The sequence below is a fragment of the Streptomyces sp. NPDC091377 genome (assembly GCF_044757045.1).
Taxonomy (GTDB): domain Bacteria; phylum Actinomycetota; class Actinomycetes; order Streptomycetales; family Streptomycetaceae; genus Streptomyces.
Window position 1 is genome coordinate 14,225 of record NZ_JBIVUE010000029.1, and the last position, 23,435, is coordinate 37,659.

The window sequence follows — 23,435 nt, forward strand, 5'->3', positions numbered from 1 at the left end:
TGCACGCACGACTAGGACCTCCTGATCGTGGGATCGGCCGACGCCGATCTGGTGATCAGCGTCGAGCGGCGGCCCACAGCGGGGGAGACCGTGCCCGGTTCGGACCTGGCCGTCCATCCGGGGGCAAGGGCCGAGTGCGGCGCGAACCAGGCAGCCGCCGCCGCCCGCCTCGGCGGCAGCTGACAGACGGCACTCGGTGGCGGACCCGGGGGACCGGTGCTCCCTGGCGTGACGTGCCGGAACGCTACGGCCCATGGGACCGGTCTACGACCTGTTCCGGCGCCGGCAGCGCGACGCCACCTGGGCACGGAGCGTCACTCGGCTGCAGGCCGAGGCGGATGCCGGGGGCCTGATCACCCGGGACGTGAACGTCGACTCCACGGCCTGCCGGTCCCACCGGCACGCGGCGGGGGCGCCGAAAAGGGGGACAACCAGCAGGAACCGCCCGGCGGGATCACGGTCGAGCCGGCTGGCCACAGGCTCGGACGCTCCCGGGACGACCGACCACCGGGACCCACTTCGCCGTCGAGCAGGGGCAGAAGCCGGAATCGGTGGTGATCACCGCCGGACAGCGGGGTGATTCGGCTCGGTTCGGCCGGTCCTCGAAGCGATCCAGGTACCCCGGCCCGGACTCGGCAGGCCGCGCTATCGGCCGGACCGGGTCCGCGCCGACAAGGCGTACGACTCCCGCAGCAATCGCGCCTGCCTGCGCAGACGCGGGATGAAGGCCACGATCCCGGTCCCGACGGACCGCGATCGCCACGACGCGCGTGCTGGGGCGGGCTGTACGGGCGACCCAGCCGGCCACGAGCGCGGCCGAGCTCCCGCTCCAGCCGCCGGTGGCGTAGTGCGACGCGGCCGACTGCCGCCAGACCCCGATGGATTCGGCCGGAGCCACCCAGTGCCCCTCGCTGAAGTTCTCGTAGGCGACGTTGCGCGGGGAGATGCTGGAGCCGAGTCGCCCATCAAGCGGGGCCGGGCAGGCTGTCCGAAGCTGGCCGAGCCGACGGTGTCCACGCCCACCGGACGCATCGCGGGGTACAGCTGGCGCAGGACGCGGGAGATGCCCGCGGCGTGGCCGGCCGTGCCGACGCTGCTGACGAGGACGTCGATGTGCCCCACCTGCGAGGCGAGTTCGAGGGCGAGGGGGGTGTAGGCGGCGACGTAGTCGGGGTTGCTGTACTGGTCGGGGCACCAGGCTCCGGGGTGCTCCGCCATGAGTTCGGCGGCGCGGTCGCGGCGGGCCTGCTGCCAGCCGCCGGTAGAGTGCGGCTCGGGCACCATGTCGACGGTGGCGCCGTAGGCGGCAGGCAGCCGGTTCATCGACGGTTCGAGGCCGGGTCGGTGACCATCGTGACGGTGTGTCCGTGGACCAGTCGGCCAGGGCGAGGCCGAGGCCCAGAGTGCCAATGGTCAACTCGATGATCGGATGTCCCACCTGTAAGTCGCCACGAGCCGAACCCGTTCGACCATGTACAGGGCGGGGCGGTCCTTGATGCCGCCGGGTTGAAGCCCTCCAGCTTGGCCCAGAAGCCGCAGCCGGGCGGGGTGCAGGGCTTGGGAGCCCTGCAGGACAGGAGTGTTGCCGACGAGTCCCTGGAGGGTGGAGTCGGCGGGGATGAGTCACTCGTGTTCAGGGAGTGCCATTTCTTTCGCTCTCGTTCAGTGTCTGACGCGTGCGGACGCTGTGGATGTTCATCTCGCGCGTCGGCCAAGGCGCGGCGCGCGTCGGGGCGACCAGGGCCGACCCGCAGGGCGGATCCTCTGTGCGTCACCGGCAGATGGCGGTGAGAGCGGACCGGCCGCCGCCGCTCGGAAGCAGTCTTCGGAAAGCACCAGAGCGATCGTGCGAGGGAGTTCCCTCGGCATCCGTCAGCGACAGCGCGGTGACAGCGCGGTGACAGCGAGCTGCGGGCCCGGGCGGGCGCCTGCGGGAGGACGGCCTGCCCGGGGTTGAGGTCGTGACAGCGGTCAGAAGACTCGAACGCGCCGAGAATCTCGCCGTCGGGGCCCTCCGCGGGAAAATGGTGGGGGGCAGGGAAGAGCCGTCGACCGTCCCGCGCCACGCTATGGACGCCGTGCGCAGAGGAGGTCAGACGCCATGCCGCGGCATGACGAGCGGACACAGGGCGGGGCACCTCATTTGACGTTCTCCGAATCCAGCGGAGACAGGCAGGGCACCGCCACGCCGGGTCCCTGCGGAGGCTGCCCCATCGCACGGTCCTCGACAGCGTGCTGCTGTCCGTGGCCGCCGTGATGGCCCTCCGGCCGACCGTTGGCCAGCTGTGCCGACGTGGCCCCTGCCCGCGTCGCAGAGCCGCTGATGAGCGGTTCCTTCGACGCACGAGAAGGAGATCAGACCGTGATTATGTCGTGATCTTAGTCGAATCGCGGCACTCGGGCATGTCGGCTCAGGAGAACACCGCGTGAACAAGCCGCATGATGGCGTCGACGCCACACGGTGGGATCAATCGCACCGAGGGGCCGGGAACTTCGCTCTTCGCAAACGTCCCGCCCCGCTCCGCGCGACAGCCGCAGGAACAGAGACGGTGTAGCCGCACGGCACCGCGCACCGTCCGGCCACACCGTCTCTGTCGCGGCGTCAGCTCTTGCCGAGCATCTTGTCCATCTGCTCGATCTCGGCCGTCTGGGCCGTGATCACGTCGTCCGCGAGCTTCACGGCGGGACCGTACTTGCCGTCGGCCTTCTCCGCCTTGGCCATCGCGAGGGCACCGTCGTGGTGTTTGACCATCATCTCGAGGAACATCTTGTCGAACTCGGCGCCGGAGGCATTCCCCAGCTTGTCCATGTCCTCGCTGCTCATCATGCCGGGCATGCCGGACGACATGTCGTGACCCTTCATGCCGGACATGTCCGCGGGGACCTTCTCGCCCCACGAGGTGAGCCAGCCGGACATCGTCTCGATCTCCGGGTCCTGCGCCCCCTTGATCTTCGTGGCGAGGTCCTTGACCTCCTGCGAGGAAGCCCGGTCGGTGGCCAGGTCGGCCATTTCGACGGCCTGACGGTGGTGCTGGATCATCTCCTTGGCGAAGGAGACGTCCTGGTCGTTGTGGTCGCCGGCCTTGGCCGAGGCGGCCGCGGAGGGGCTGGAGTTGGATTCGGTCCCCATCGAGGACATGTCGTGTCCGGCGCCACAGGCGGACAGGACGAGGGCGGCTGTGCCGACGGTGACGGCGAGCGCGGTACGACGGATGAGGTTGCGGTGTGCAGTCAAGGTTGAGGCTCCTGGATTCGGATCTGTTCGGATCTGCTCGGATCCGTGAAGGGCATGCCGAGGCACGCCGCTTCATCCGCACAGGCATGCGGCGGCGTGCGGGCAGCTCTAGATCCGCAGGAGCTGGAGTTCGGAGACTGAGGGGGGGCGCGACCGCCGTCGGGACCACTGCCGGCAGGAGAGGTGCGCGTCCCGCTCGGCTCGGCACACGTCACCACATCGGGCACCAGTACCGGCACCACCGCCGGAGTCCCGGCAACCGACGCGGAGGCACAGGTCGGATCCGCATGGTCCACGTGGCCCGTGCAGCCGCCTTCGCCGTGATCGCATCCGCCCGGCATCGACGCCATGACGTCCGCGTGCGTGGCCGCCGCGACCCGATCGTGCCCCGTTGTGTCAGCGGCGGTGTCGGGCACCGACCCGAGGCCATGCATGCCGAGCAGACCCAGCAGCAGGGCGCACACGAGCAGCCCGCGGGACCGCACGGTCGAGTGCGGTCGCGTGAGCTGTCCGTGGCGTGTCACGGCGTCATCGTAGGCATGGATCAGCGGGCCTCTTGCTTCCTGGGTGCCACGGGAGTGGACACGGAGGCACGATACCCGCCCTGGGTATTGCTTGTGGGAGGAGCCGTGCCGACGTGATGACGTCATGCCACCACGGGCCGCACGGCGTGACGTCCGACCTCTCGACGATTCCCGGATGCACGCGGTGATCCGAGGCTGTGTCACCGGGTTCGCGCAGGTGGGTATGGAGGTCGACCCATGCCGGCAGCATGATCAGGCCGTCGCAGTCGGCTGTCGTCGCGTCCGCGACCGTCGAGCCCTTCTCGGGGGCTGTCACGGCGCTGACCCGGCCGCCTCGTACGATCACGTCCCGGGGTGGGCCGCCGAGGGGCCGGACCCCCGCAGGATCGTGGTCCCCACGGAGCCGTCGACCCGGAAGCCGTTCACCGTTTCGTGTCCGAACGCGTGAGGCGGAATACCGGTCCGTCCGTGCAGATCAGCGGGGACTCCTCGGGACCACTTCTGGTCCCGGTGGCGCAGCCGTGGCAGTACCCGAGGCCGCAGGCCATGTGGGCTTCCAGCGATACCTGGACGTCTGCTGTCCAACGTCGGCCGAGCTCTTCGCAGAGCCGGGCCAGCCGCTCTGAACCGCACGTCATGACCTGCTGTGGAGGGGCCTGATCGAGGTTGGCCGTCAGCATGTCCCGGAGCTGGGTCACGCTACTGCTGCCGGTGTCGTCGGTGACCTCGTGCAGTCGTGTCACACCGGCCGCCCGGTAGACGTCCGCGCCGACTACTCGGTCCGGGCTTCTGCCGCTGGCCACGGCGACGATCTCGACTTCAGTCCCGGCGCACTCCTGGGCGACCGTGGTCAGCGAACAGGTGCCGATGCCTCGTCCGACCAGAAGCACGCACGTCGTTCGCCGGGCGATACGGAATCCCCGGCCTAGCGGTCCCACGACCAGCATCCGCTCGCCTGGTCGGAAAGAGGCCAGCCGACGGGTGCCGTCACCGACCACTCCGAGGAGGATGTCGAGGGTGCCGGCCTGTGGGTTCCGGCCGTACACGGCCATGGGGCGAGGCAGGACGGGGCCCGTGTCCCCGTCCCGAGCCGCGGTCAGCATCACGAACTGTCCTGCCTGGCACCTCTGGGCGATACTCGGTGCTTCCAGGCGCAGGAAGTGGTATCCCTGGCCGTGTGGGGTGGAGGCGAGGACCCGGGCACGATGCCAGGTCGGGGCGGGTAGATCTGTCCCGGACCCGGACAGCGGTGTCACGCTGTCCCGGACCGGTATGCCGGCCTCCACATCGAGGGTGTTCATGCTGCTTTGGCCTCCTGTGCGGACAGCCGGGCATCGAGTCGCAGCAGACCCGCTGCCAGGATGTCAGTGCCGACGGCGATTTCGGCTGGACGGGTCAGTTCCTCGGGACTGTGGCTGACCCCGCCGTTGTGACTGGGGACGAAGATCATGCCAGTGGGCACTACATGGTTGATCATCTGCGCGTCGTGGCTGGCCCCGCTGGGCATGACCCGGTGTGCAAATCCGGCTTCCGTCGCTGCCGCGGCGACGGTGTCCCGGAGCCATCGGGGGAGGATGACGGGGGAGGCGTCGGCCAGCAGCCGGGATTCGCACCCGATCCCGCGCCGGGAGCAGATGTTCTGTGCACCGCCGACGATCTCCGCCGCGGTCAGCCGCTGTCGGTCGTTGTCGACGTCTCGGACGTCGACATACACCTCGGCGCTCCCGGCGATCGTGGTGAGGGAACCGGGCGAGGCACGCATGCGTCCGACGGTCGCACGGGTGCCGTGATGGCGGCTGTCGTTGGCAAGGGCCTCGACCATCAGGATGATCTCCGCCGCCGCGGCCATCGCATCGGCCCTCATCCGCATCGGGGTTCCCCCGGTGTGCGTGGCCCGTCCGGTGAGATCGAGGCGTAGCCGGGTACTGCCCGAGATCAGGTCGACGAGTCCGATGGGAACGGACTCGGACGCCAGCATGGAGCCCTGCTCGATGTGCAGTTCCAGGAAGGCAGCCCAGTCCTCGCCGCGCCAGCGTGCTGCCTCGGTGTCATTCGGGTCGAGGCCCACAGCGGTCATGGCCTGTGCCAGCGATACGCACTCGGCGTCCTGCTTGGTCTTCAAGTCGGCAGGGCCGGTCAGTCCTGCGGCGATCCGGCTGCCGGTACACGCCTGTCCGAAGCGGGCTCCCTCCTCGGAGGCGAAGGCCACGAACCGGACGGGCCGGGTGAGGAGGATCCCGCCCGACACGAACAGCCGTGCCACCTCCATCGCCGCGACCACACCGGCTACGCCGTCGTACGCGCCGGCGTTCGGCACGCTGTCGAGATGGGAGCCGGTGCCCAGGCCCGGTAGTCCGGGGGTCGTGCCGGGCAGTTCGGCGATCGTGTTGCCGGCCGTGTCCGTGCGCACTTCCAGGCCGAGCGCACGCATGTGCGCCGTGTATACGTCATGGGCCTGGCGCTCAAGCGGGGTGTAGGCGAGCCGGGTGACGCCGGGGCCCCGGCCGGGTTCCGACATTCCGGCGAAGGTGTCCAGGTGCGTCCGGAGCCGGTCGGTGTCGGCGCGAGGGAGAGCAGCCAGGGTCGGTGCGGTCATCGGAGTCCGGCCGATGAGGCTTCCGCCTCGGAGAGCAGCGATACCACGGGTACGGGACCTGTGGCATTGAGCGTAGGGGTGTGCAGGACAGCGGCCACTGCGGTCACTTGGGCGGCTGCGCCGCGCAGCACGCTGAGCATGGCTTGGAGCCAGCGCGGCTCCCAGGCGGTCGCCAGCGGTACGACCCGGTCGCCGGGGGTGATCGACGGGGAGACGGAGATGATTCCGGACTCGTCGGTGACCCGTAGGACGGTCGCGCCGGTCGCCAGGGCCACGACGTGGGCGAGCACGGCTTCGTCGCTGCTCTCCCACACCGCGATGTGGTCCGGCTTCAGATCACGCACGGCGTCGGCGACGGCCTTGCCGATGAGGTCGGCCGCGGCCGGGGAGATCTGCGTGTTGAGGGTGGTTCCGTAGGTGTCTGGGGCCGCGCCGAGTTCACGGATGCCGGAGAGTATCGCGGAGGTACTTTCGGTCATCGGGGATCCATCTCCTTCTGGTCGGTCGCGGACCCGAGCGGGGCCCGCGAAGAGGTGGCGGAGAAGAGCGCGTGGAACAGTACTCCGTACTGTTCCAGGAGCGTGTCCGCCACGCTGCTGTCGCTGCTGTCGAGCACGCTGAGGACGCAGGAGACCCGCATCCCGGCTTTGAGGACGGCGACTACCGGTGTGGCCGCGTCCTGCGCCGTGCCCATCAACGGCACGACGACGACGGTGTATTCGCCCGGATGGGCTTCGCCGGTCAGCCGGGCGTCGTCCCCGGTACCGGTCACCGTCGCGAACGGCAGCCCGGTGTGCAGGGCCAGGGCGGTGGTGGCGGCGATGCCGTCGGGGGTCGTGCACACCAACCGGTCGGTCCCGGGCGGGAGCGCTTCGGACAACAACGCCGCGGTGCGACGCAGGATCGACGGGCGGCTCTGGACGGCTTCGATATCGACCCGGCCGTCGCCGACGGGGGCCACCGCGAGTATGTCGGCGTGCAGTTCCGCGCTTCGTTGCTCGGCGCTCTGGAAGGCGCTGGGGGCGTCGGCCGCTGTGTGCAGGACCTGGTCGAGGTTCATGTGGGCTCCGTGGACGGGACGGTTGGTGGAGATCGCGCGAGGTCGGGACGGGCGCGGGGCGGCGCGGTCCCGCCGCGGCTGAGTGTCAAATCCGCACTGTGCCGCGTTCGTCCGCGAGACGGGCGATACCGAGTTCGCCGCACAGGGCGTCGAGGTCCCGTAGGGCCTGGGTCATCGCGTACGGGCGGGTGAACGTCGCGGTGCCCATCTGCACGGCCGTGGCTCCGGCCAGGACGAACTCCAGGACGTCCCGCGCGGTGCTGATGCCGCCGCATCCGACGACGGGTATCCCGACGGCTGCGGCGGCCTGCCACACCAGGCGCAGCACCATGGGTCGGACCGCGGGTCCGGACAGTCCGCCCACCCCGTTGCCCAGTACCGCGCTCCGCCCGTTCAGGTCGATGGCCATACCAGGGAAGGTGTTGGCGACGGTCACGGCGGTCGCGCCTGCCTGCTCGGCGGCCCGCGCGATGTCACCGATCGATGTCACGTTCGGAGTCAGTTTGACGATGACGGGCAGCGAAGTGCGTGCCACGACACCGGAGACGACTCGCTCCACGGTCGATGCGTCCGTTCCGATGGCGAGCCCGCCGTGCTCAAGGTTCGGGCAGGAGACGTTCACCTCCAGTGCCTGGCAGGGGGCGTCGGTGAGATCCTCAGTGATCCGCAGGTACTCCTGCATGGTGAGCCCCCCGACGCTCACCACGACGGGTACCCCGAACGACCGGTAGCGGGGCAGCACCGTACGGATGAACTCCGCCGAGCCCGGGCTGGGGATTCCCACGCTGTTCAGCATGCCCTGCTCGCTCTCGGTGAGCCGGTGCGAGGGATTACCGGAACGCCGTTGCGAGAAGAGGGTCTTGGTGACCACGGCGCCCAGCTCGTGCACCGGTAGCAGAGCGGCGAGCTCAGGACCGAAGCAGCCCGACGCAGGCATGACGGGGTTGGTCAGACGCAGTGGGCCCATCGAGACAGCGAGATCGGTCCGGAATGCGACATGGTCCGCGAAATGCCGGTCACGGTCATCCAGCACTGCGGGACTGTGGTCCTGGACCTCCGTCATGAGGGTCTGCTTTCTGCGTCAGGGGGATCGAGGATTTGAGGAGCGGAAGTGCGCTGGGCCCGCCGGCACCTGGGCGGGACGGCGGGGCGCGGGGTGTCAGCCGCCGAATCGCTCGGTGAGTTTGCGCTCGGCCCAGCCGATGAGGGCGTACATGGCCCATGCCATGACGCAGAGCAGCCCGAGGCAAATGATCACCAGCTTGATGTCGTCGTTGTCCTGGGCCTGCTTTTCCAAGTAGCCGAGCCCCGACTGCGCTCCGATGAACTCGCCGATGACCGCTGCCGTCACCGCCTGGAGAACACCCAGGCGCAGACCTACCGTGATGGCCGGCAGGCTGTACGGCAGGTCGATCTTGAGGGCTCTGGCGACCGGTCCGATGCGCAGCAGGCGGGCAAGGTCATCGACACCCTTGGGCACGGACCGTAGTCGCGTCACCATATTGATCATGACGGGGTAGAATGACACCAGGGCCACGAGGGCGATCTTGGAGCCGACACCAAGTCCCAGCCAGAGTACGATCAGCGGGGCGATCGAGATCTTCGGGGTCACCTGCGCCACGATGACGAGCGGCATCAGCAGGCGTTCGACAAGCGGCACGCGGGTGAAGACGATCGCCAGGACGACTCCTGCCACCGCGCCGATCAGCACACCTTGCACCACCTCGGCCAGCGTCTGCTGGATGTGCACCGTGAGCACGTCGTCCTCGGCCAGCTGCCAGGCATGACTTGCTACCGCAGCCGGGCTGGGCAGCTTGTAGGCCGGTATATCGAAGGCCGCCGTGACCAACCACCAGAGCGCGACACCGGCCAGCAGGGACAACGTGCCGATCAGCACCGGCCGGACGGTCTCGGCCGTCCGGCCGGTGCTGGCGGCCGTGTCAGCCGAGGCCATTCGGCTCCACCACCAGATCACTTGCATCGAAGGACTTGTCGAGGAGCTTGAATTGCTTCTGGGAGTCGATGGTCTGCTGCCAGCGCACGAGGTCCGGGGAGCCCAGGCCGTTCTTCTGTGTGTTCTCCGACTGCCACAGGCTCTTGGTGAAGAGGTCCTCGATGATCGTGGTGATCTCCTTCTCCTGGCCCTTGAAGGAGGCGGCGTACTTCTTCACTGACATGTCGACCGCGTTGCGCGGGTTCTTGACGGTGTACTCGATGCCCTGGTTCAGCGCCTTGTCGAACGCCTTGACCGTGCCCGGGTTGTCCTTGACGAGGGCCTCGCCGGCGATGACCACGTTGCCGAAGGAGGGAAGGTACTTGTCGCTCAGGATCTGGTTCACGTTGACCCCGGCTGACTGCAGCGCGTAGTAGCGCAGGCGCGAGAAGACGATCGCGTCGACCTGCCCGTTCTTCAGCGCGTCCACGATGACGCCGGTGCCCAGGGTGCGGACCTTCACATCGGTGAGCTTCAGGCCGGCGCTCTGGAGCATTGCCTGGAGCTGGATGTAGTTCGGGCTGCCGAGGTCAGTGACGGCGACGGACTTGCCCTTCAGATCGGCGGGGGAGTTGATCTTCGAGGAGGACTGGGACAGTAGCGAGCCGATGCCCTGCTGGTACGTGGTGTGCACGACCTTGGTCTTGATGCCCTTGCCGTACGCGGTGACGACCGAGTCGCCGTTCGGGAAGCCGAAGTCAACGTTGCCCGACGCCACGTTCTTTACGATGTCGGAGCCTTGCGCGTATGTGAATTCGACGTCCAGGCCCGCGTCGGCGAAGTAACCCTGCTCCTTGGCCGCGTACAGCGGGGCGTAGTACGGCACCGCGGCACCGTCGATCTGGATAGTGACCTTCTTGGTGCCGTCGGACGACGTCTTCGCCGAGTCGGAGGAGCCAGGGCTACAGGCGGCCAGGAGAGCGGCGCTGGCCACGACGGCGGGGACGCCGACCAGCTTCAGGAGCCTTCTATTCATGATCTTTCCTTCGGACAAAGTGGGAGTGAAACTCAACGCCTGCCGCGCAGGAGCCTGCGCTCGGCGAGGGAGACGAGGCCGAAACCGAGGAGCCCGACCGCTACCGTGATGAGGACTGCGGCTATCAGCAGGGGGGTGTCACTGGATGTGTTGCCGAGCACCATGAGGTATCCCAGGCCACGTTCGGAGGCGAGGTACTCCGCGAGGAACGCGCCGGTCATGGCGTCGATGACGGCGATCTTGGCACCGGCCAGCAGCGCGGGCACGGCCGCGGGCAGCTGGATTATCTGCAGGTACTGCCATCGGGACAGATGCAGCAGCCGGCCCAGTGAGCTGATGTCCGCGCTCACATCCTTCAGCCCGAGCATCGTGGCCATGGCCATGGGGAAGAAGACCAGCAGCAGGATGAGCGCGAACTGAGAGGTCAGGCTGAGACCGAACCACAGCACCAGCAGTGGTGCGACGGCGATCTTGGGAGCCGCCTGGAGCAGCACCATGTAGGGGGCGAGGATCTCTCGGACAGTGCGGGAGGCCCACAGGACCCAGCCCAGGGCGATACCGATCAGTGACCCACCGACGAAACCCAGCACGATGTTGCGCAACGTGTAGGTCAGGTTGGGCCACAGTGTGCCGTCTCGTATCAGCTTCAGCCCCGCGTCCCACACGTCGCCGGGGGCGGGCAGCAGATAGGACGGTACGTCGGCCAGCGTGACATAGGCGCTCCAGGCGGCCAGCACGGCTGCAGTGTAGGCGAGCGGCGTCAGTATGCGTCCGGCCCTGCGCAGGGTGCCCCTGTCGCCGGGGCCGGACGCAGCGGGACGCTTCACGTCCCGGTCGGGACCCCTGCGGCGGGTGAGGGTTTCCATGCTCACACCAGCTCCTGACGGAGCATGCCGGCGAACTTCGCGAATTCGGGCAACTGCCTTGTCCCGGTGGTGCGGTCACGGTTCAGAGGGACGGTGTGGACGGCCTTGATACGGCCCGGCCGTGCCGACATCACGGCCACGCGGTCGGCGAGGTAGGTGGCCTCCTCGACGCTGTGGGTGACCAGGACGATGGTCTTGTGGGTCGATTCCCAGATGCGCAGCAGGTCGTCGTGGAGCCGGTCCCTGGTGATCGCGTCCAGCGCCCCGAAGGGCTCGTCCATGAGCAGGATCCGGGGGTTGTAGGCCAATGCCCGGGCGATGGCGGTGCGCTGGCGCATGCCGCCGGACAGCTCCTTGGGGAAGGACTCGGCGAAGTCGGTGAGACCAACCAGGTCGAGCAACTTTGCCACCTGCTCGCGCCCCTGCTCCGAGGAGTCGCGCTGGGCCTCCAGACCCAGGGAGACATTGCGCCGCACAGTGCGCCAAGGAAGCAGGGCCGGCTCCTGGAAGACGAAGCCGATGTCCTTGCCCGGGCGCGGAGCAACGCTCCAGCTCAGCTCTCCTTCGAAGTCCGTGTCCAGACCCGCCATCATCCTCAGCAGTGTCGACTTGCCGCATCCCGAGGGGCCGATGAGCGCGACGATCTCGCCCTCACCCACGTCCAGGTCGACGTCCTCCAGAGCCACCACCTTCGAGCGCTTGGCGGCGGTGTAGGTCTTGTAGACGCCTCGCACTGACAGAACGGGTTTCATGCGGACTCCGCCCCCAAGGTCGCGCGGCCCGAGACGCCCGCGCTGCGGCGACACCCGTCATCGGCATGGGTGGGGTGATGGGGCATGAAGGTCTCCTCAAGAGTCACGGCGGCTCGGTGTCCGTACGGAGCAGAGCGGGATCGTTCCGGGCCACCGGCACATCACCGCATTGCAGATTCCGTATTTGGAAAATGAGATTCCGCTGCGTTGCTCAGAGGGTGGGCTCTCTTTCGGCCACAGTCAAGGCCTAGATCTGACCCGCAATCGTTGTATACCGTGATGCGGATTCGATATCTCCCGGCGTAGGGTCCTGTGCACCCAGCTCACCTGCCGGAAGGTTGAGTCCCTTCGCGCATTCACTTCCACCTGTGGAAATCAAGAACTCATACGGAGGTCCTCGCCCATGGCAAGAAGCGCACAGGATCCATGGCACCGGGGGGCACCGCCCCATCTCCCGGTTGGCGCCGCCCCCGAAGCACTCCCACCGGTCTGTCTGCTCCCGGGAGACCCCGCCCGAGTCGACCTAGCCGCCGAGATGCTCGACGACTTCCACATCCTCGGCCAGAACCGAGAGTTTAGGATCGGTACCGGCCAGGCCCCCGGCGGCCGGTGGATCGCGGTCTGCTCGACCGGCATCGGAGGCCCCTCCACCGAGATCGCCGTCGTTGAACTCGCCCGACTCGGAGTCAAGACCGTGCTGCGCACCGGTGGCATGGGCGCCCTGACCAGCCGCATACCGCCGGGTACTGTGTGTGCGACCACCCGAGCGGTGCCAGGCAGCGGCGCCGCCTCGCACTATCCCGGCGACCCGGAGGGGCCCGCGGCCCATCCGGCCGTCCTCGCCACTCTCCGGCGTGCGGCACGCGACCTGGACGTACCGCTCATCGAGATCTCCGTCGCCACGGTCGACTCCTACTACCTCGGGCAGGGGCGACCGCTTCCCGGGCATGAGGCACGCGCAGCCGCAAGGATGGACGTCCTGCGCGGACTGGGCGTGGACGGAGTGGAGATGGAGACCGAGACAGTGCTGGCGGTGGCCGGGGCGCTCGGCATGCGAGCAGGCGCCGTTCTGGTCGCGCACGCCAACCGTGCCACGGACGGCTGGCTGGAGGACTACCGTCTCGCCCAACTTGCCATGCTGCGGGTCGCAGTGGGCGCTGCGGCGCTACTCTCGGACGACGACGATCCGCAGGCGGACACCGCGATCACGACCTGAACAGCGCACGGGCAACCGCACATCGGTACCGGGGCCACGCACGAGCGGGCGTGCCCCGGTACCAGGACGATGCCCTCTGCCCCCGCCCGGTAGTCCTTTGCCCTCAACGAACGGACAGATCGCTGAGTACCGACAGTTACACCAGAACGCTGCGCATCCTGCGCGTCATCGCGGCCCAGTTGCGTGGTATGTCGCTGCAACAGCTCCACGAGGAGCTGGGCATCCCGATAGGCAGCCTGCACCGGGTAATGGCCGCGCTCGTCGAGGAACGCTACGTGACCCGCTCACCCAGCAACCGCCGCTACTTCCTCGGACCGGCCTTCACCGAGCTGTCCACGATGGCCATCGCCTCCCAGGGCACCGCGGTCAGCCCGCCGCGCGCCATGGAAGAGGCCGCCAGGGAAAGCGGCGAGACCGTGTTCCTCACCGAACTGATCGGCACACGCCTGCTCTGCGTGGCCTTGGTCGAGGGTGTGCACCCCCTCCGCCTGTTCGTTCGGGTGGGCCAGGACATGCCACCGCACGCGGCAGCCTCGGCACGCAGCATCCTTGCGTACCAGACACCCGAGTCCGTCGCCATGGTGCTACGTGCGCAGGAGTTGACGGCTTATACCACGGACACCCCGCACACGGTGGAGCATGTGACCGCCCATCTCGTCCAGGTGCGGATGCAGGGTTTCGACGTGTGCGAGAACGAACTGGACGACAACGTCTGGGCCGTGTCCGCCCCCGTATTCGGCTCCACCGGACAGACCACGTCCAGCATCACCCTCGCTGCGGCGGGCCAGCGAATGCGGGATCCACTGGCCCGCGCCCGCGCCACCGAGACCACCTTGCGGGCCGCCCGCACACTCTCCATCGAACGGGGCTACGCTGGCGCTGTCTCCCCCGCCCGCTATCTCCCCTCACCCGAGCCGCCAGATAGGGCAACCACCCTTCGTGGCGGGGCAGCCTTGAGGTGACCCCGATGATGTGGACACACCTGACAGTGGATGTCACTTAGTCCGGAATGGTGTGGATTGACGTGGCGCGGCCCTCGCGGTAGAGGGCGATGTCTTGGTTCGAAGCGATTGCGTTGCGGCGGGCTTCAACTGTCAGGTGGCCTTTTCGGGACGTAGCGATCGATCTGCACGTTCCTCAGCCACCGATCCGCCACCAGGACCTATACCCACCGTTTGAGGAATCCAGCACTGACGAGCTCGTGAGCTGGTCTTCGTGGGCCGGCTGTTGGCCATGTTGGTGCACCTGCGGCACGGTGCCACTCACGACGTGCTGGCCTGCTGGTTCAGCGCCGACCGCTCCACCATGACGCGTGCGATCGGTGAAGTGCGCCCGTTGCTGGCCGAGCGCGGCTGCACCGTCGCCCTCGGCCAGCGGCTGCGTACCCTCGCCGACGTCATCGGCTGTCTCGGCGCCGAAGGACGCACCGGGATCATCGACGGGACCGAGGTCCGGGTGAGCCGCCCCGGCCGCCGGGCGCAAGGACCGGGACAGGTTCATCTCCGGGAAGAGCAAGCAGAACGCCGTGAAGTCCATGGTCGTCACGGACGCCGACGGAAGGTTGCTGTTCTGCAGCCCAGCCGAGCCAGCCAGCTGCGCGGACATTACGCACGCCCGGAAGTTGGGCCTGGTCAGGAGCCTGGCCGACGGGCCCGCGGTGGAGATCCTGGCCGACGCTGGCTATCAAGGACTGGGTGCCGAGACCGGTGGCCGCGTGGTGACACCCCCTCACCGGAAGTTCAAGAAGAACCCGCCCGAATGGTATGAGGAGATGCACGAGCGTCAGCGCAAGGCGTACTCATCACGGCGTATCCGGGTCGAACACGGGATCGGCCAGTTGAAGAACTGGAGATCCCTCGCGCGACATCACGGCCGCCGCGAGCACATGAGCGGCATCGTCCGGGCCGTCGCCGGACTGCTCTCCCACCAGCAAGCCGCCACAACGGCGATCAGTATGCGAATGTGAACACAACGGCCCTCCGGCGACCCTCGACGCGCCACCGCCAACCATGCACGAGCTCGTTAGGCCGCCGCCAACATTCTCATTAGCCTTGCCGCTGGCATGGGCGCCTTGTCCACGGGTATCACCCTCCCTCAGGCGGCCTGGAATGGACCGCCCTACTTTTGCAGGACCTGAGGAGCCGTGAGCGGACCGCACAGGGCCTGTGCGTCTCTCCTCATAGCGCTTTCGGACGAAGGGCAGCCGGACAGAGCCATGAACCTCGCATGGGAATGGGCAATCGAGACAGTGCTCGACGCCGTGAAGGCCGATGACATGGTGGGCGGTGGCGAACCGGACAACGGGCCGTCGGCACAAGGGTGGCCGGGCTGGAAGACGATGACGAGCCGGTCCTCGCCGATCTGCTCATGACTGATCTCCGGAGCCTGTGGCTCGGCGGAGCCGATGTCCAGACTGACCCAGCCGTGGCGCAGGTTGCTTGTGTCGGTACTGGCCTCTGCGAGTATGCGAGTAGTCGGACAGTCAGTGCCGGTCCGCCCAGTCTCACCGCCACGGACAAGGCAGGTGAGATCACCGCGGTGAGGGCCTCGTTGCTGCGCAGAAGTGAAGGTTCTGCGCATCGTGCCGAGGTCCAGCGTGCGTCCCGGTTCGAGGGGCGCAGGGGCCTGCGCGACCAGTTGGTGCATCGTCACGGATGGCCAGCACGTTCGGCGTCATCGTCCGGCCCGTGCGTCACCAGGAGCTCGTCGCCGGTGAGCCTACGGATCCGTCCGAGGCTACGGCTCATGGCGAGTGCGGACGGTGTATCCGATCCGCGGTCCCGGTGACACTGTCTTCCTCCAGAAGAGATGCCAGCAGAGTCAGACTATTCAGGTCCAGTTGCACCAGACGTATCCTAGGCGTGGCCGTACCTGACCGGTTGGTGCGGTCCTGGGTTCCAATCGTGACCAGAACAGATGCCGGGTCGGCCAAGGAACCGCCGCTCATCAAGGATGGCCCGGACCCTGATCAGTGATCTTCTGGACGGAGGCGGGCTCCGTTCCCGCTGACTGCCGTTGCGCCGGCAACCCCGTACGGTGAGAACCCGTAGAAGCTGGCAGTCTGACGGGTTGGGTTTGGGCGATGTAGGGCTGCGACACACTGTCTTCGTACATGCCGCGGCAGGCCATGGAGTCCAACTCCATCTCTATAGTGCACTGTTGTGTGATCTGTGAGGTCAGCGGGCTCGGGGATCCTTCCGGTTTTGCCGGCCGTGCCCTGGAGACGAGACGAGACGGGAAGGGTGAGTCGGGTATATGAGGGTGGAGCTTCCGGCGGAACCGGCGTATTTCGTGGACCGTCACGAGGAGCGGGACCGAGTTCTGCAGGCCGTGAGCGAGTGGACGGGACGTTCCAGGCCGCTCCTGGTGACCTTGAGCGGACCGCGGGGCATGGGGAAGACAGAGCTGGCCCGTCTGCTCGCCCGGGTTCTGCGGGACCGTTTCACAGACGGTGTCTTGTCCGTGGACCTCGACGATTTCAGGCTGGGCGGCGGGATGGACCCAGGCGACGTGCTCGCACAGCTGCTTGAGTCCCTCGGTGTGGAGCCGTCATTCGTCGCGGCATCGTTCAGGACGCGCTGCACCCAGTACTGGACCAGGACCGCCGACGCGCGTCTCATCTTGATCGTGGACAACGCGCACTACGCCTCGGAGATCGTTCCGCTGCTGCCGGCGTCGGGGGCGAGCCTCGTGATCGTCACCAGCCACAGCCCGTTGCGTGATCTGGAGGATGGGGCCGCCCTGGGGCTTGCGCTGCCTCCGCTGGAGGAGTGGGCCGCAACGGAGCTCCTGGAGCTGATCGTCCGGGATCCCCGGCTCGCGGCCGACCCGGATTCTGTGCGGGCGCTGGTGCGTCTGTGCGAAGGCATGCCCGCAGCTCTTCATGTCGCTGGCGGCTGGGTACGCGCACGCCGCCTTCGTCCGTTGTCCCGCCTTATTCCCCAACTGCGGGACGAGTGGGAGGAAAGAGGAGTGGCTGGCGTCGAGCGGTTCTGGGACACCGTCTACAACGGTCTGCCCAGTGCGGCGGCACAGCTGTACCGTCTGCTGCCGTACCACCCCGGCGCGACGTTCACACCGGAATCGGCGACCGCTCTGCTGGGGCATGGGCCGGAGGCGTGTGAGGAGGCACTGGAAGAGCTGGACCGGGCCGGACTGCTTGATCTCAGTGCGCTGCTGGGGGCGGGGGACGGACGGATACGGTTGCCCGGGCCTTTGCGCGCCCACGCTCTGCGCCGGTCACGCAAGGACGCTCAGGAAGACGAGGCCGATGACGGCCTCGACAGGCTGCTGCGCTGGCTCGTCAGGCAGTTCCAGCGGGCGGACCGGTTCGCCGCCGGTAGCCGGCTGATCGTCGCTGATGAGTTCGGTGCCGTCGTACGTGCGCCGGATGTGCCCTTGGAGGATCCCGCCGGAGCGTTGGAGCCGGAGATCCGCGCCGCGCGCTCCGACCGCGCGGCAAGCTGGCTGTACGAGGAACGCCATGTGCTGTTCGCCTCCGTGCGTCTGGCACATGAGCGCGGGATGGATCCCGCGGTGGTGGCGCTGTCCGAGCCGGTATGGACGTACGCGTTGGATCATCCCCACCAGTCGGACGTCGTAGGCGTCTTAAGGCTCGCTGTTGCCTCCGCGGTCCGGCACGGAACGCGGCCAGCCTGGCTGGTTCGTACACGATGCCAGCTCGCCCGCCATCTGTGGGAGGCAGGCCTCACCGACGAGGCGGCACGCGAACTTGACGCGGCTACCGCCGCGCTCGGGCTGCTCGGGCACGGCACGCAGGACAGGAAGCTTGCCGCGTCCGTGGCGGAGTTCCGCGGCATGTACGAGGGCGCTCGAGGGGCATGGGCCACGGCCGCGGCGCAGTTCGCGCGTTCACTCGAGATGCACCAGGCGATTCCCAACCCTTACGGTGCCATGCTGCAGACCTACCGGCTGGGTGAGGCCCGGGCACGACTCGGCGAGCTTGAGGCGGCCCTTGAACTGCTGACTGAGGCGCACGAGGATGCCGTGGCGCAGCAGCGGGAGAGGATGGCCCGGCGTACAGGCTTCGCTCTCGCCGGTGTGCTGTGTCGGCTCGGCCGCACCGTGGAGGGCCGCCAGTTGTATGAGCAGTCGCTAGAAGCGGCCCGTCGTCGCAGGTCAGGATCTGACCAGGCCCGCGTCCTTGACGCGATGGCGGAACTGGCCCAGGCCGAGGGGCGCAGCGGCGAGGCCGTGGATCATCGTACGGCCGCTCACGAGATCCGGCGCCGCAACGGCCTGGTCGGGTGACGCGGCAGCGAACGGGCAGCGGCGGGGCGAGATTCAGAGGGTCGCCATGGCTTCGCTGTGGGTGGCGGGGCGCACCGTGACGCCGAAGGTCCGGTCGCCGATGACAGACTTCAAACGGGCGGGGCAGGCACCTCTTCGGGTGCGGGCCAGGAACCAGGCGTGGACGGCTGATGCGGCTGCCGCGGGATCCATGCGTACCACACGGCCGCCCTCGCGCCACGGCTCGACTTGGACGGCGTAGGGGTGGTCGTGCCCGCGGGTACGAAACAGGAGCAGACCTGGTGACAGGATCGCCGCCGCCGACCGGCAGCCTGGATACGCGGACAGCGCATGCCGGGCCCAATCGTCCGCAGTCCAGGCCAGAGCCGACCAGCTGTCCGATGCCGGCACAGGACGCCGGTACAGCAGCCCCGCCGAGCGGACGAGTCGCTCACTCGCGACGCCGTGCTCCACCGCCAGGTGATGACCGGGCACGCCCATGCCCGCGGGGCGCCGAGTGACATGGAGGTGATGCCCGACGGCATCGGCGTCCACGTCGAACGCCGTCGGGGTACGATCTGCAGGGCGGGGCATGGACAACGGTCGCGGGGGGCTGCCGTGGGCCGGAGGAGTCAGGTCGAGCAGGGTGTAGAGCGCGGTCCGCAGCAGGCTGAGCGCCCTGCCCTGGTGGGCGAAAGCCTGGTGGACGGCGCACCGGCCGCTCCCGGGGCGGTAGGCACGAAGTGCCTCCTTCAGCGCGTCGGCGGAGGCCAGCCGGGGTATGTGGTGCAGAAGCGAGTGCATGGGACTGCCAGGGATCAGTTCGGCACCGTCTCCGTAGAGGCTGACCACGGGGCGGTCGTCCGTGGCGCAGTAGTACAGGGCTGCTGATCCGTGATCGGTGACCAGGGCATCGGCAGCGATTAGGACGGACGCCCACTCCTCATGCGTGCCTGCCAGGACCATCCCTGCATCGAGAGCCGATGCCAGCCGCTGGGTCAGTTCGTAGCCGCCGAGCAGGCTCTGCTCGTTGGGGTGCACGATCAGTGCCAACTGATATTCGTCGTAGGGCAGCCGGGCGGCCAGTTCGCCCGGCAGATCCGGGTGCCGCCGCAGAAGGGACTCCGCTCCCCACGTCGATGCCAGTGCGACAAGCGTGCGCGGGCCTGTGTCCAGAGCGGTCCGGTACTGGTCGCGCAACGGGCGGGAAGCGAGGAAACGCTCCAGGGTGGGGTCGCCGATCACCTCGGCACGGTCGGCGGCCCGCTGATCGGCTGCGGCGATCCGGGCCACCTGGTCGGGATGCGCGACGGCATGCAGTGCGATCGGGACACCACCCGCTTCCCTGTTCAGGAAGGCGGCGTCAAGTCCGGATGCCGAGTCCGAACCCTCCCCGGGGATAGACTTGTTGTAGCCTGCGCCGTGCGGCAGCAGTACGTGCTTGCCACGGAGCAGATGGAGGTCACCCTTCGGGCTGGCCGCGAGGACCAGGTCGTACGAGCCAGAGCATGCCTCAACCCAGGGTACGGTCCTGCCGCCGATGCTCTCGATCGCGGAGAACACGTCAACTCCGAAGTCGGAGCCGGGGACCAACGTGAACAACCGTGTGATGCGCTCGTCATTCGACAGCGCCGTAGCCGCGTCCAGCAGCCTGTAGAGGGCCACCGTTGACCGTGCGGCCAAAAGTACCCGTCGCCCGTCGCCCGTCGCCCGTCGCCCGTCGCCCGTCGCCCGTCGCCCGTCGCCCGTCGCCCGTCGCCCCAATTGTCAATTATATCCGAATTTTCCTGCTCCGAGGGGTTGTTCGCGCAGGTCGCGGGTGGTTCATTGGCGTCCTCCGGAAGCATGGTCTGATCGTACCGGGCACGTTGCTCACGGAATGAAGACGATGCAAGACGCAGGCGTGGCGCGGCCCGAGCGGACAGGGTGCGGTACCGACGGCAAAGATGGCTTCCCAACGCTGATGTGAAAGCCGCAAGGGTGACCGGTGGTGCCACAAACCTACGAATGGCTGGGGCGATCCCAGAAGGAAGGTAGAGCGGCATGGCTGAATGGGCTGTTGCACTGGTTGCCGCAGGTGCGGCGATCGCAGGTAGCGTCGTTACAGGCTGGTATACCCGGAGCGCAGGCATACGACAGGCCGAGGCAGCCCGCCACGCGGGCGAACAGCAAGCGGAAGCACTGCTGGAGTCGGTCCGGATGACGCTCCGCGGGGCGGACAGCCAGCGCGCGATAGCTCTTCGGCGACAAGCATATGCCGAGTTCCTCGGCGCCGCAGAGGCCAGGATCCTGGCTGAGCGGACCGGCAGGGGTAGCGGCGAAGAGGGCCTGCTATTGCAGCGCGCCTACGCAGCTGTCGTCATTGAGGGGCCGGTGGAGGTCGCTGTCGCTGCGGGGAGCTTCCTGGAGAACGTGCAGCGCCACGTCCCGTTGGATGATCTGAACGGTGCGAAGTTGGTCTTCGTCACGGAGGCGCAGCGCGCCACGGAGGACCTCAAACGACTGTGACTGCCAGACCACTGTTCTGGCCATCCCGGCGGGACACCAGATCAGGCTGTGGTGCTGAGCTTCATGGACGGCGACCCGGCTGCTACGACCAGGGCGGGTACCGCTGAGTGGCCCGGTCGACCTGGATGCCGTCCGGGGCCACGGTCGAACTGCGTGGCGGCGAGGCGCGTGTCATGGCAGTGAGACGTTTGTCCCCGATCCTCGTCGACATGCACACCCGCCGCCCCGTCGACGTCCTCGCGGACCGGACCGCGCCCACGTTCGCCGTCTGGCTGCGCGGACACCCCGGAGGTGAGGGGTGTCTGCCGGGACCGTGCCGGGTCCTTCCGTGACGGCGCCCAGGCCGGTTCACCACAGGCCAGGCAAGTTGCCGATGCCTGGGACCTGCTGCACAACCTCGCCGAGGCCGTCGAACGCGTCGTCGGACGACACCGCGCCGACCTGCGAGAATATCTGACCGTCCAGGCCGGCCCGACGATCCCCGATGGCACCGAAGGAGCCCGCCTCCACCCCTACGCCGACCGAAGTGGTCGGGTTCCCGGATTCCTGGAGGGGGCTCAGCGGGAACCCGCTGGCCCTCGGGGCGGATGAGGGGGTGTCTGCGATGGGTTCAGCATCCGTAGCCCGTTGGTCTCATTCACGGGTTGCGATGTCCGGGTCCTGGCTCTCGCGCCATGACCGATGTCAGTGGCTGATGACATGCTGCGTTCGTCCGAGATCAGCGATACCAGGAGTAGTGCATGGGAACGTGGGGAACCGGCCCGTTCGACAGCGACCTCGCCGCCGACCTTGTTGATGGACTCGAAGGTCTTGCTCCTCAGCAGGTCATCAACGTGCTCGAGCAAGCATTCCAGCGAGTTGCGAACGCTGGCACACGGGTGGACAGCGGGGACGGTGTCGAGGCAGTCGCCGCTGCAGCGCTCGTCGCGAGCACGATCGCGAACAGCCAGATCGTGATGGATCCGGAAGACGGGCCAGAAGAGCCACTGCCTGAACTACCGGCATCGATACGCGCAATGGCCCGCAAAGCACTGCACCGTGTCCTCCAGGAAGGATCCGAGTTGACTACCGGGTGGGTGGACAGCGCCGACGCCGACCGATGGCGCCAGGAACTCCAGCAGATTCTCGATGCCCTCGACGCACACGCTGATCACTTGCGGTGAGTCCGCGACGAATTGCCGGCCAGAATCCGGCGTCATGAACAATCGCTCGGCACCGACAGCCAAGGTGACTGCCGAACTGCTGCTGGCCACTCATCGACTTCATCGCCGTTGTCGTGCCCAGTCCGAACAGGCGTATCAGGTGGACGGGATCCGCGGTGTTGATGGGGATCCTTGAAAGCGGCCGGGGCCGCTCCTCGCCCCACTTGCTTGGTCTCTTTGAAGTGTGTGAGGAGGATGGGGATCGAAGAGCGGTCCTTGATCACCAGAATGTAGGTTTTGGCCATGACTGGTGACTGGCGGATGGATCGGATCGGGGCTGCGCTGAGGGGCGAGAACCCGACCGTGCTGCGACGGTTGACGGCGGGGTTCGCGGTGATCGGGGATGTTCAGTTCCTGCCGGGCTACTCGCTTCTACTGGTGGACGAACCGGGTGTGCAGCGGCTGTCGGACCTGCCGAGGGCGAAGCGGCTGTCTTTCCTGTCTGGCATGGATCAGCTCGGTGAAGCCGTCGAGCGTGCCTGTCGGCGGCTGGACCCGGCTTTCCGCCGGGTCAATCTGGAGATCCTGGGGAACACGGACCCGTTCTTGCATGTGCATGTCTGGCCCCGGTTCGAGTGGGAGCCAGCCGATGTGGTGGGCAAGCCTGTGTGGCTCTATCCGCGTGAACGGTGGAGTGACGAGCAGTTCAGGCTCGGTCCGAGGCATCATGTGCTGCGGGAAGCGATCGGCAGCGAGTTGGACCGGCTGCGATCGACCTGACTGCGGCGGGCCCGATGATCGGTGACAGTCAGTCGATGTGCCGCGTCGCGGTTGCCGAGCATGGCGGCGAACCGGCGGACCAGGTCGTAGGCGGTTCTGAGTTCAGGGCAGTGGTGGAGGGGCCGGGGCAGGCGGTCGTGGAGATGCGGCAGCGGCGGCTCGGGCGGGTAGTGATCCAGCGGGCGGCCTCGCGCGGTGAGGGCGGTCGCTCGCGCGGTTCGTCCAGGGGCAGACCGCAGCGTAGGGGTGCGACGGCCATTTTCACGCGTTGGTAGTGGCCGAGGTAGCCCTTGGTCTGGAGTTCTTCGTGCAGGATCTTCGCGCTGTGCTGTCCGTCGTCCCAGCGTTGTTGCAGGTAGTCGAGGTAGGGGTCCAGGCTGGAGGGAATGCGGGGCGGGCGGCGCATCACTCCCTGCCAGGTGCGGGCCCGGGCGTACTTGCTGGCGGTGCGGCGGTTGAGGCCGAGCTCCCGCGCCACGGAACTGTGGCTCTGGTCGGCGCCGGTCAGGGCGTGCACAGAGTCGAAGAGCCTTGGGG

Annotated in this window: 22 protein-coding genes and 3 pseudogenes; 11 read left to right on the plus strand and 14 right to left on the minus strand. The window is 67.8% G+C overall.

Annotated elements, in window-relative coordinates:
- Positions 1–21: 21 nt before the first annotated feature.
- Positions 22–174, plus strand: a pseudogene (locus ACIQNG_RS36710) (ribokinase); the annotation flags it as partial.
- Between the two features lie 580 nt (positions 175–754).
- Here the strand turns inward: ACIQNG_RS36710 and ACIQNG_RS36715 are convergent.
- From ACIQNG_RS36715 to ACIQNG_RS36770, 12 genes and pseudogenes are all read right to left on the minus strand, one after another.
- Positions 755–1,620 (minus strand): annotated as a pseudogene (locus ACIQNG_RS36715) (PLP-dependent cysteine synthase family protein); the annotation flags it as partial.
- Positions 1,621–2,602: 982 nt separating this feature from the next.
- Positions 2,603–3,235, minus strand: coding sequence for a DUF305 domain-containing protein (locus ACIQNG_RS36720; protein ID WP_401491284.1), 633 nt, complete (start codon positions 3,233–3,235; stop codon positions 2,603–2,605).
- Positions 3,232–3,885, minus strand: a complete 654-nt coding sequence (locus tag ACIQNG_RS36725; protein ID WP_401491286.1) for a DUF6153 family protein — start codon at positions 3,883–3,885, stop codon at positions 3,232–3,234. Before ACIQNG_RS36725 ends, ACIQNG_RS36720 begins: the two co-directional genes overlap by 4 nt.
- A gap of 296 nt (positions 3,886–4,181) precedes the next feature.
- The gene (locus ACIQNG_RS36730; RefSeq protein ID WP_401491288.1) at positions 4,182–4,811 is read right to left on the minus strand and encodes a dihydroorotate oxidase electron transfer subunit; all 630 of its coding nucleotides are present in this window, start codon (positions 4,809–4,811) and stop codon (positions 4,182–4,184) included.
- A gap of 245 nt (positions 4,812–5,056) precedes the next feature.
- Positions 5,057–6,355, minus strand: a complete 1,299-nt coding sequence (locus ACIQNG_RS36735; RefSeq protein WP_401491290.1) for a Zn-dependent hydrolase — start codon at positions 6,353–6,355, stop codon at positions 5,057–5,059.
- Positions 6,352–6,834 carry a hypothetical protein gene (locus tag ACIQNG_RS36740; RefSeq protein WP_401491292.1) on the minus strand — a complete coding sequence of 161 codons (483 nt, stop codon included), beginning with the start codon at positions 6,832–6,834 and terminating at the stop codon, positions 6,352–6,354. The genes ACIQNG_RS36735 and ACIQNG_RS36740 overlap by 4 nt, the downstream gene beginning before the upstream one ends.
- Positions 6,831–7,415 carry a hypothetical protein gene (locus tag ACIQNG_RS36745; protein WP_401491294.1) on the minus strand — a complete coding sequence of 195 codons (585 nt, stop codon included), beginning with the start codon at positions 7,413–7,415 and terminating at the stop codon, positions 6,831–6,833. The genes ACIQNG_RS36740 and ACIQNG_RS36745 overlap by 4 nt, the downstream gene beginning before the upstream one ends.
- An 85-nt stretch (positions 7,416–7,500) precedes the next feature.
- The gene (locus ACIQNG_RS36750; RefSeq protein WP_401491296.1) at positions 7,501–8,448 is read right to left on the minus strand and encodes a dihydroorotate dehydrogenase; all 948 of its coding nucleotides are present in this window, start codon (positions 8,446–8,448) and stop codon (positions 7,501–7,503) included.
- Between the two features lie 126 nt (positions 8,449–8,574).
- Positions 8,575–9,369 carry an ABC transporter permease gene (locus ACIQNG_RS36755; protein ID WP_401491298.1) on the minus strand — a complete coding sequence of 265 codons (795 nt, stop codon included), beginning with the start codon at positions 9,367–9,369 and terminating at the stop codon, positions 8,575–8,577.
- A complete protein-coding gene (locus ACIQNG_RS36760; protein WP_401491300.1) occupies positions 9,356–10,384 on the minus strand; it encodes an ABC transporter substrate-binding protein in 1,029 nt (342 codons plus the stop codon). Before ACIQNG_RS36760 ends, ACIQNG_RS36755 begins: the two co-directional genes overlap by 14 nt.
- A 32-nt stretch (positions 10,385–10,416) precedes the next feature.
- Entirely contained in the window at positions 10,417–11,250 is an 834-nt protein-coding gene (locus ACIQNG_RS36765; RefSeq protein ID WP_401491389.1) for an ABC transporter permease, read from the minus strand.
- A gap of 2 nt (positions 11,251–11,252) precedes the next feature.
- The gene (locus tag ACIQNG_RS36770) at positions 11,253–12,002 is read right to left on the minus strand and encodes an ABC transporter ATP-binding protein (RefSeq protein ID WP_401491302.1); all 750 of its coding nucleotides are present in this window, start codon (positions 12,000–12,002) and stop codon (positions 11,253–11,255) included.
- Between the two features lie 403 nt (positions 12,003–12,405).
- Between ACIQNG_RS36770 and ACIQNG_RS36775 the strand changes: the two genes are divergently transcribed.
- The 6 genes and pseudogenes from ACIQNG_RS36775 to ACIQNG_RS36800 all read left to right on the plus strand — a co-directional run bounded on the left by ACIQNG_RS36775 (position 12,406) and on the right by ACIQNG_RS36800 (position 18,489).
- Positions 12,406–13,218 carry a nucleoside phosphorylase gene (locus ACIQNG_RS36775; RefSeq protein ID WP_401491304.1) on the plus strand — a complete coding sequence of 271 codons (813 nt, stop codon included), beginning with the start codon at positions 12,406–12,408 and terminating at the stop codon, positions 13,216–13,218.
- Between the two features lie 149 nt (positions 13,219–13,367).
- A complete protein-coding gene (locus ACIQNG_RS36780; protein WP_401491391.1) occupies positions 13,368–14,180 on the plus strand; it encodes an IclR family transcriptional regulator in 813 nt (270 codons plus the stop codon).
- 271 nt (positions 14,181–14,451) lie between these two features.
- A pseudogene (locus ACIQNG_RS36785) lies at positions 14,452–14,514 on the plus strand (hypothetical protein); the annotation flags it as partial.
- Between the two features lie 238 nt (positions 14,515–14,752).
- Positions 14,753–15,184, plus strand: coding sequence for a transposase family protein (locus ACIQNG_RS36790; protein WP_401491306.1), 432 nt, complete (start codon positions 14,753–14,755; stop codon positions 15,182–15,184).
- 249 nt (positions 15,185–15,433) lie between these two features.
- Positions 15,434–15,589 (plus strand): hypothetical protein, encoded by a 156-nt coding sequence (locus tag ACIQNG_RS36795; protein ID WP_401491308.1) that lies wholly within the window; start codon positions 15,434–15,436, stop codon positions 15,587–15,589.
- Between the two features lie 884 nt (positions 15,590–16,473).
- Positions 16,474–18,489, plus strand: coding sequence for a tetratricopeptide repeat protein (locus tag ACIQNG_RS36800; RefSeq protein ID WP_401491310.1), 2,016 nt, complete (start codon positions 16,474–16,476; stop codon positions 18,487–18,489).
- A 33-nt stretch (positions 18,490–18,522) separates the two neighbouring features.
- Here the strand turns inward: ACIQNG_RS36800 and ACIQNG_RS36805 are convergent, their stop codons facing one another.
- A complete protein-coding gene (locus ACIQNG_RS36805; protein ID WP_401491312.1) occupies positions 18,523–20,133 on the minus strand; it encodes a translation initiation factor 2 in 1,611 nt (536 codons plus the stop codon).
- Positions 20,134–20,511: 378 nt separating this feature from the next.
- Between ACIQNG_RS36805 and ACIQNG_RS36810 the strand changes: the two genes are divergently transcribed.
- The 4 genes from ACIQNG_RS36810 (at position 20,512) to ACIQNG_RS36825 (ending at position 22,898) form a co-directional block, all read left to right on the plus strand.
- Entirely contained in the window at positions 20,512–20,976 is a 465-nt protein-coding gene (locus ACIQNG_RS36810; protein WP_401491314.1) for a hypothetical protein, read from the plus strand.
- A 173-nt stretch (positions 20,977–21,149) separates the two neighbouring features.
- Positions 21,150–21,308, plus strand: coding sequence for a hypothetical protein (locus tag ACIQNG_RS36815; RefSeq protein ID WP_401491316.1), 159 nt, complete (start codon positions 21,150–21,152; stop codon positions 21,306–21,308).
- Positions 21,309–21,716: 408 nt separating this feature from the next.
- A complete protein-coding gene (locus tag ACIQNG_RS36820) occupies positions 21,717–22,139 on the plus strand; it encodes a DUF4259 domain-containing protein (protein ID WP_401491318.1) in 423 nt (140 codons plus the stop codon).
- 282 nt (positions 22,140–22,421) lie between these two features.
- Positions 22,422–22,898, plus strand: a complete 477-nt coding sequence (locus tag ACIQNG_RS36825; protein ID WP_401491320.1) for a diadenosine tetraphosphate hydrolase — start codon at positions 22,422–22,424, stop codon at positions 22,896–22,898.
- 28 nt (positions 22,899–22,926) lie between these two features.
- Here ACIQNG_RS36825 and ACIQNG_RS36830 read toward each other — a convergent pair whose 3' ends face one another.
- Positions 22,927–23,415, minus strand: coding sequence for a hypothetical protein (locus ACIQNG_RS36830; protein WP_401491322.1), 489 nt, complete (start codon positions 23,413–23,415; stop codon positions 22,927–22,929).
- Between the last annotated feature and the right edge of the window lie 20 nt (positions 23,416–23,435).

Coding starts and splice junctions, on each gene's coding strand:
- ACIQNG_RS36725 (WP_401491286.1), bottom strand. CDS start 3,885: ATGACGTCATCACGTCGGCACGGCTCCTCCCACAAGCAATACCCAGGG.
- ACIQNG_RS36730 (WP_401491288.1), bottom strand. CDS start 4,811: ATGGCCGTGTACGGCCGGAACCCACAGGCCGGCACCCTCGACATCCTC.
- ACIQNG_RS36735 (WP_401491290.1), bottom strand. CDS start 6,355: ATGACCGCACCGACCCTGGCTGCTCTCCCTCGCGCCGACACCGACCGG.
- ACIQNG_RS36740 (WP_401491292.1), bottom strand. CDS start 6,834: ATGACCGAAAGTACCTCCGCGATACTCTCCGGCATCCGTGAACTCGGC.
- ACIQNG_RS36745 (WP_401491294.1), bottom strand. CDS start 7,415: ATGAACCTCGACCAGGTCCTGCACACAGCGGCCGACGCCCCCAGCGCC.
- ACIQNG_RS36755 (WP_401491298.1), bottom strand. CDS start 9,369: ATGGCCTCGGCTGACACGGCCGCCAGCACCGGCCGGACGGCCGAGACC.
- ACIQNG_RS36760 (WP_401491300.1), bottom strand. CDS start 10,384: ATGAATAGAAGGCTCCTGAAGCTGGTCGGCGTCCCCGCCGTCGTGGCC.
- ACIQNG_RS36765 (WP_401491389.1), bottom strand. CDS start 11,250: ATGGAAACCCTCACCCGCCGCAGGGGTCCCGACCGGGACGTGAAGCGT.
- ACIQNG_RS36770 (WP_401491302.1), bottom strand. CDS start 12,002: ATGAAACCCGTTCTGTCAGTGCGAGGCGTCTACAAGACCTACACCGCC.
- ACIQNG_RS36775 (WP_401491304.1), top strand. CDS start 12,406: ATGGCAAGAAGCGCACAGGATCCATGGCACCGGGGGGCACCGCCCCAT.
- ACIQNG_RS36790 (WP_401491306.1), top strand. CDS start 14,753: ATGGTCGTCACGGACGCCGACGGAAGGTTGCTGTTCTGCAGCCCAGCC.
- ACIQNG_RS36795 (WP_401491308.1), top strand. CDS start 15,434: ATGAACCTCGCATGGGAATGGGCAATCGAGACAGTGCTCGACGCCGTG.
- ACIQNG_RS36800 (WP_401491310.1), top strand. CDS start 16,474: ATGAGGGTGGAGCTTCCGGCGGAACCGGCGTATTTCGTGGACCGTCAC.
- ACIQNG_RS36810 (WP_401491314.1), top strand. CDS start 20,512: ATGGCTGAATGGGCTGTTGCACTGGTTGCCGCAGGTGCGGCGATCGCA.
- ACIQNG_RS36815 (WP_401491316.1), top strand. CDS start 21,150: ATGGCAGTGAGACGTTTGTCCCCGATCCTCGTCGACATGCACACCCGC.
- ACIQNG_RS36820 (WP_401491318.1), top strand. CDS start 21,717: ATGGGAACGTGGGGAACCGGCCCGTTCGACAGCGACCTCGCCGCCGAC.
- ACIQNG_RS36825 (WP_401491320.1), top strand. CDS start 22,422: ATGACTGGTGACTGGCGGATGGATCGGATCGGGGCTGCGCTGAGGGGC.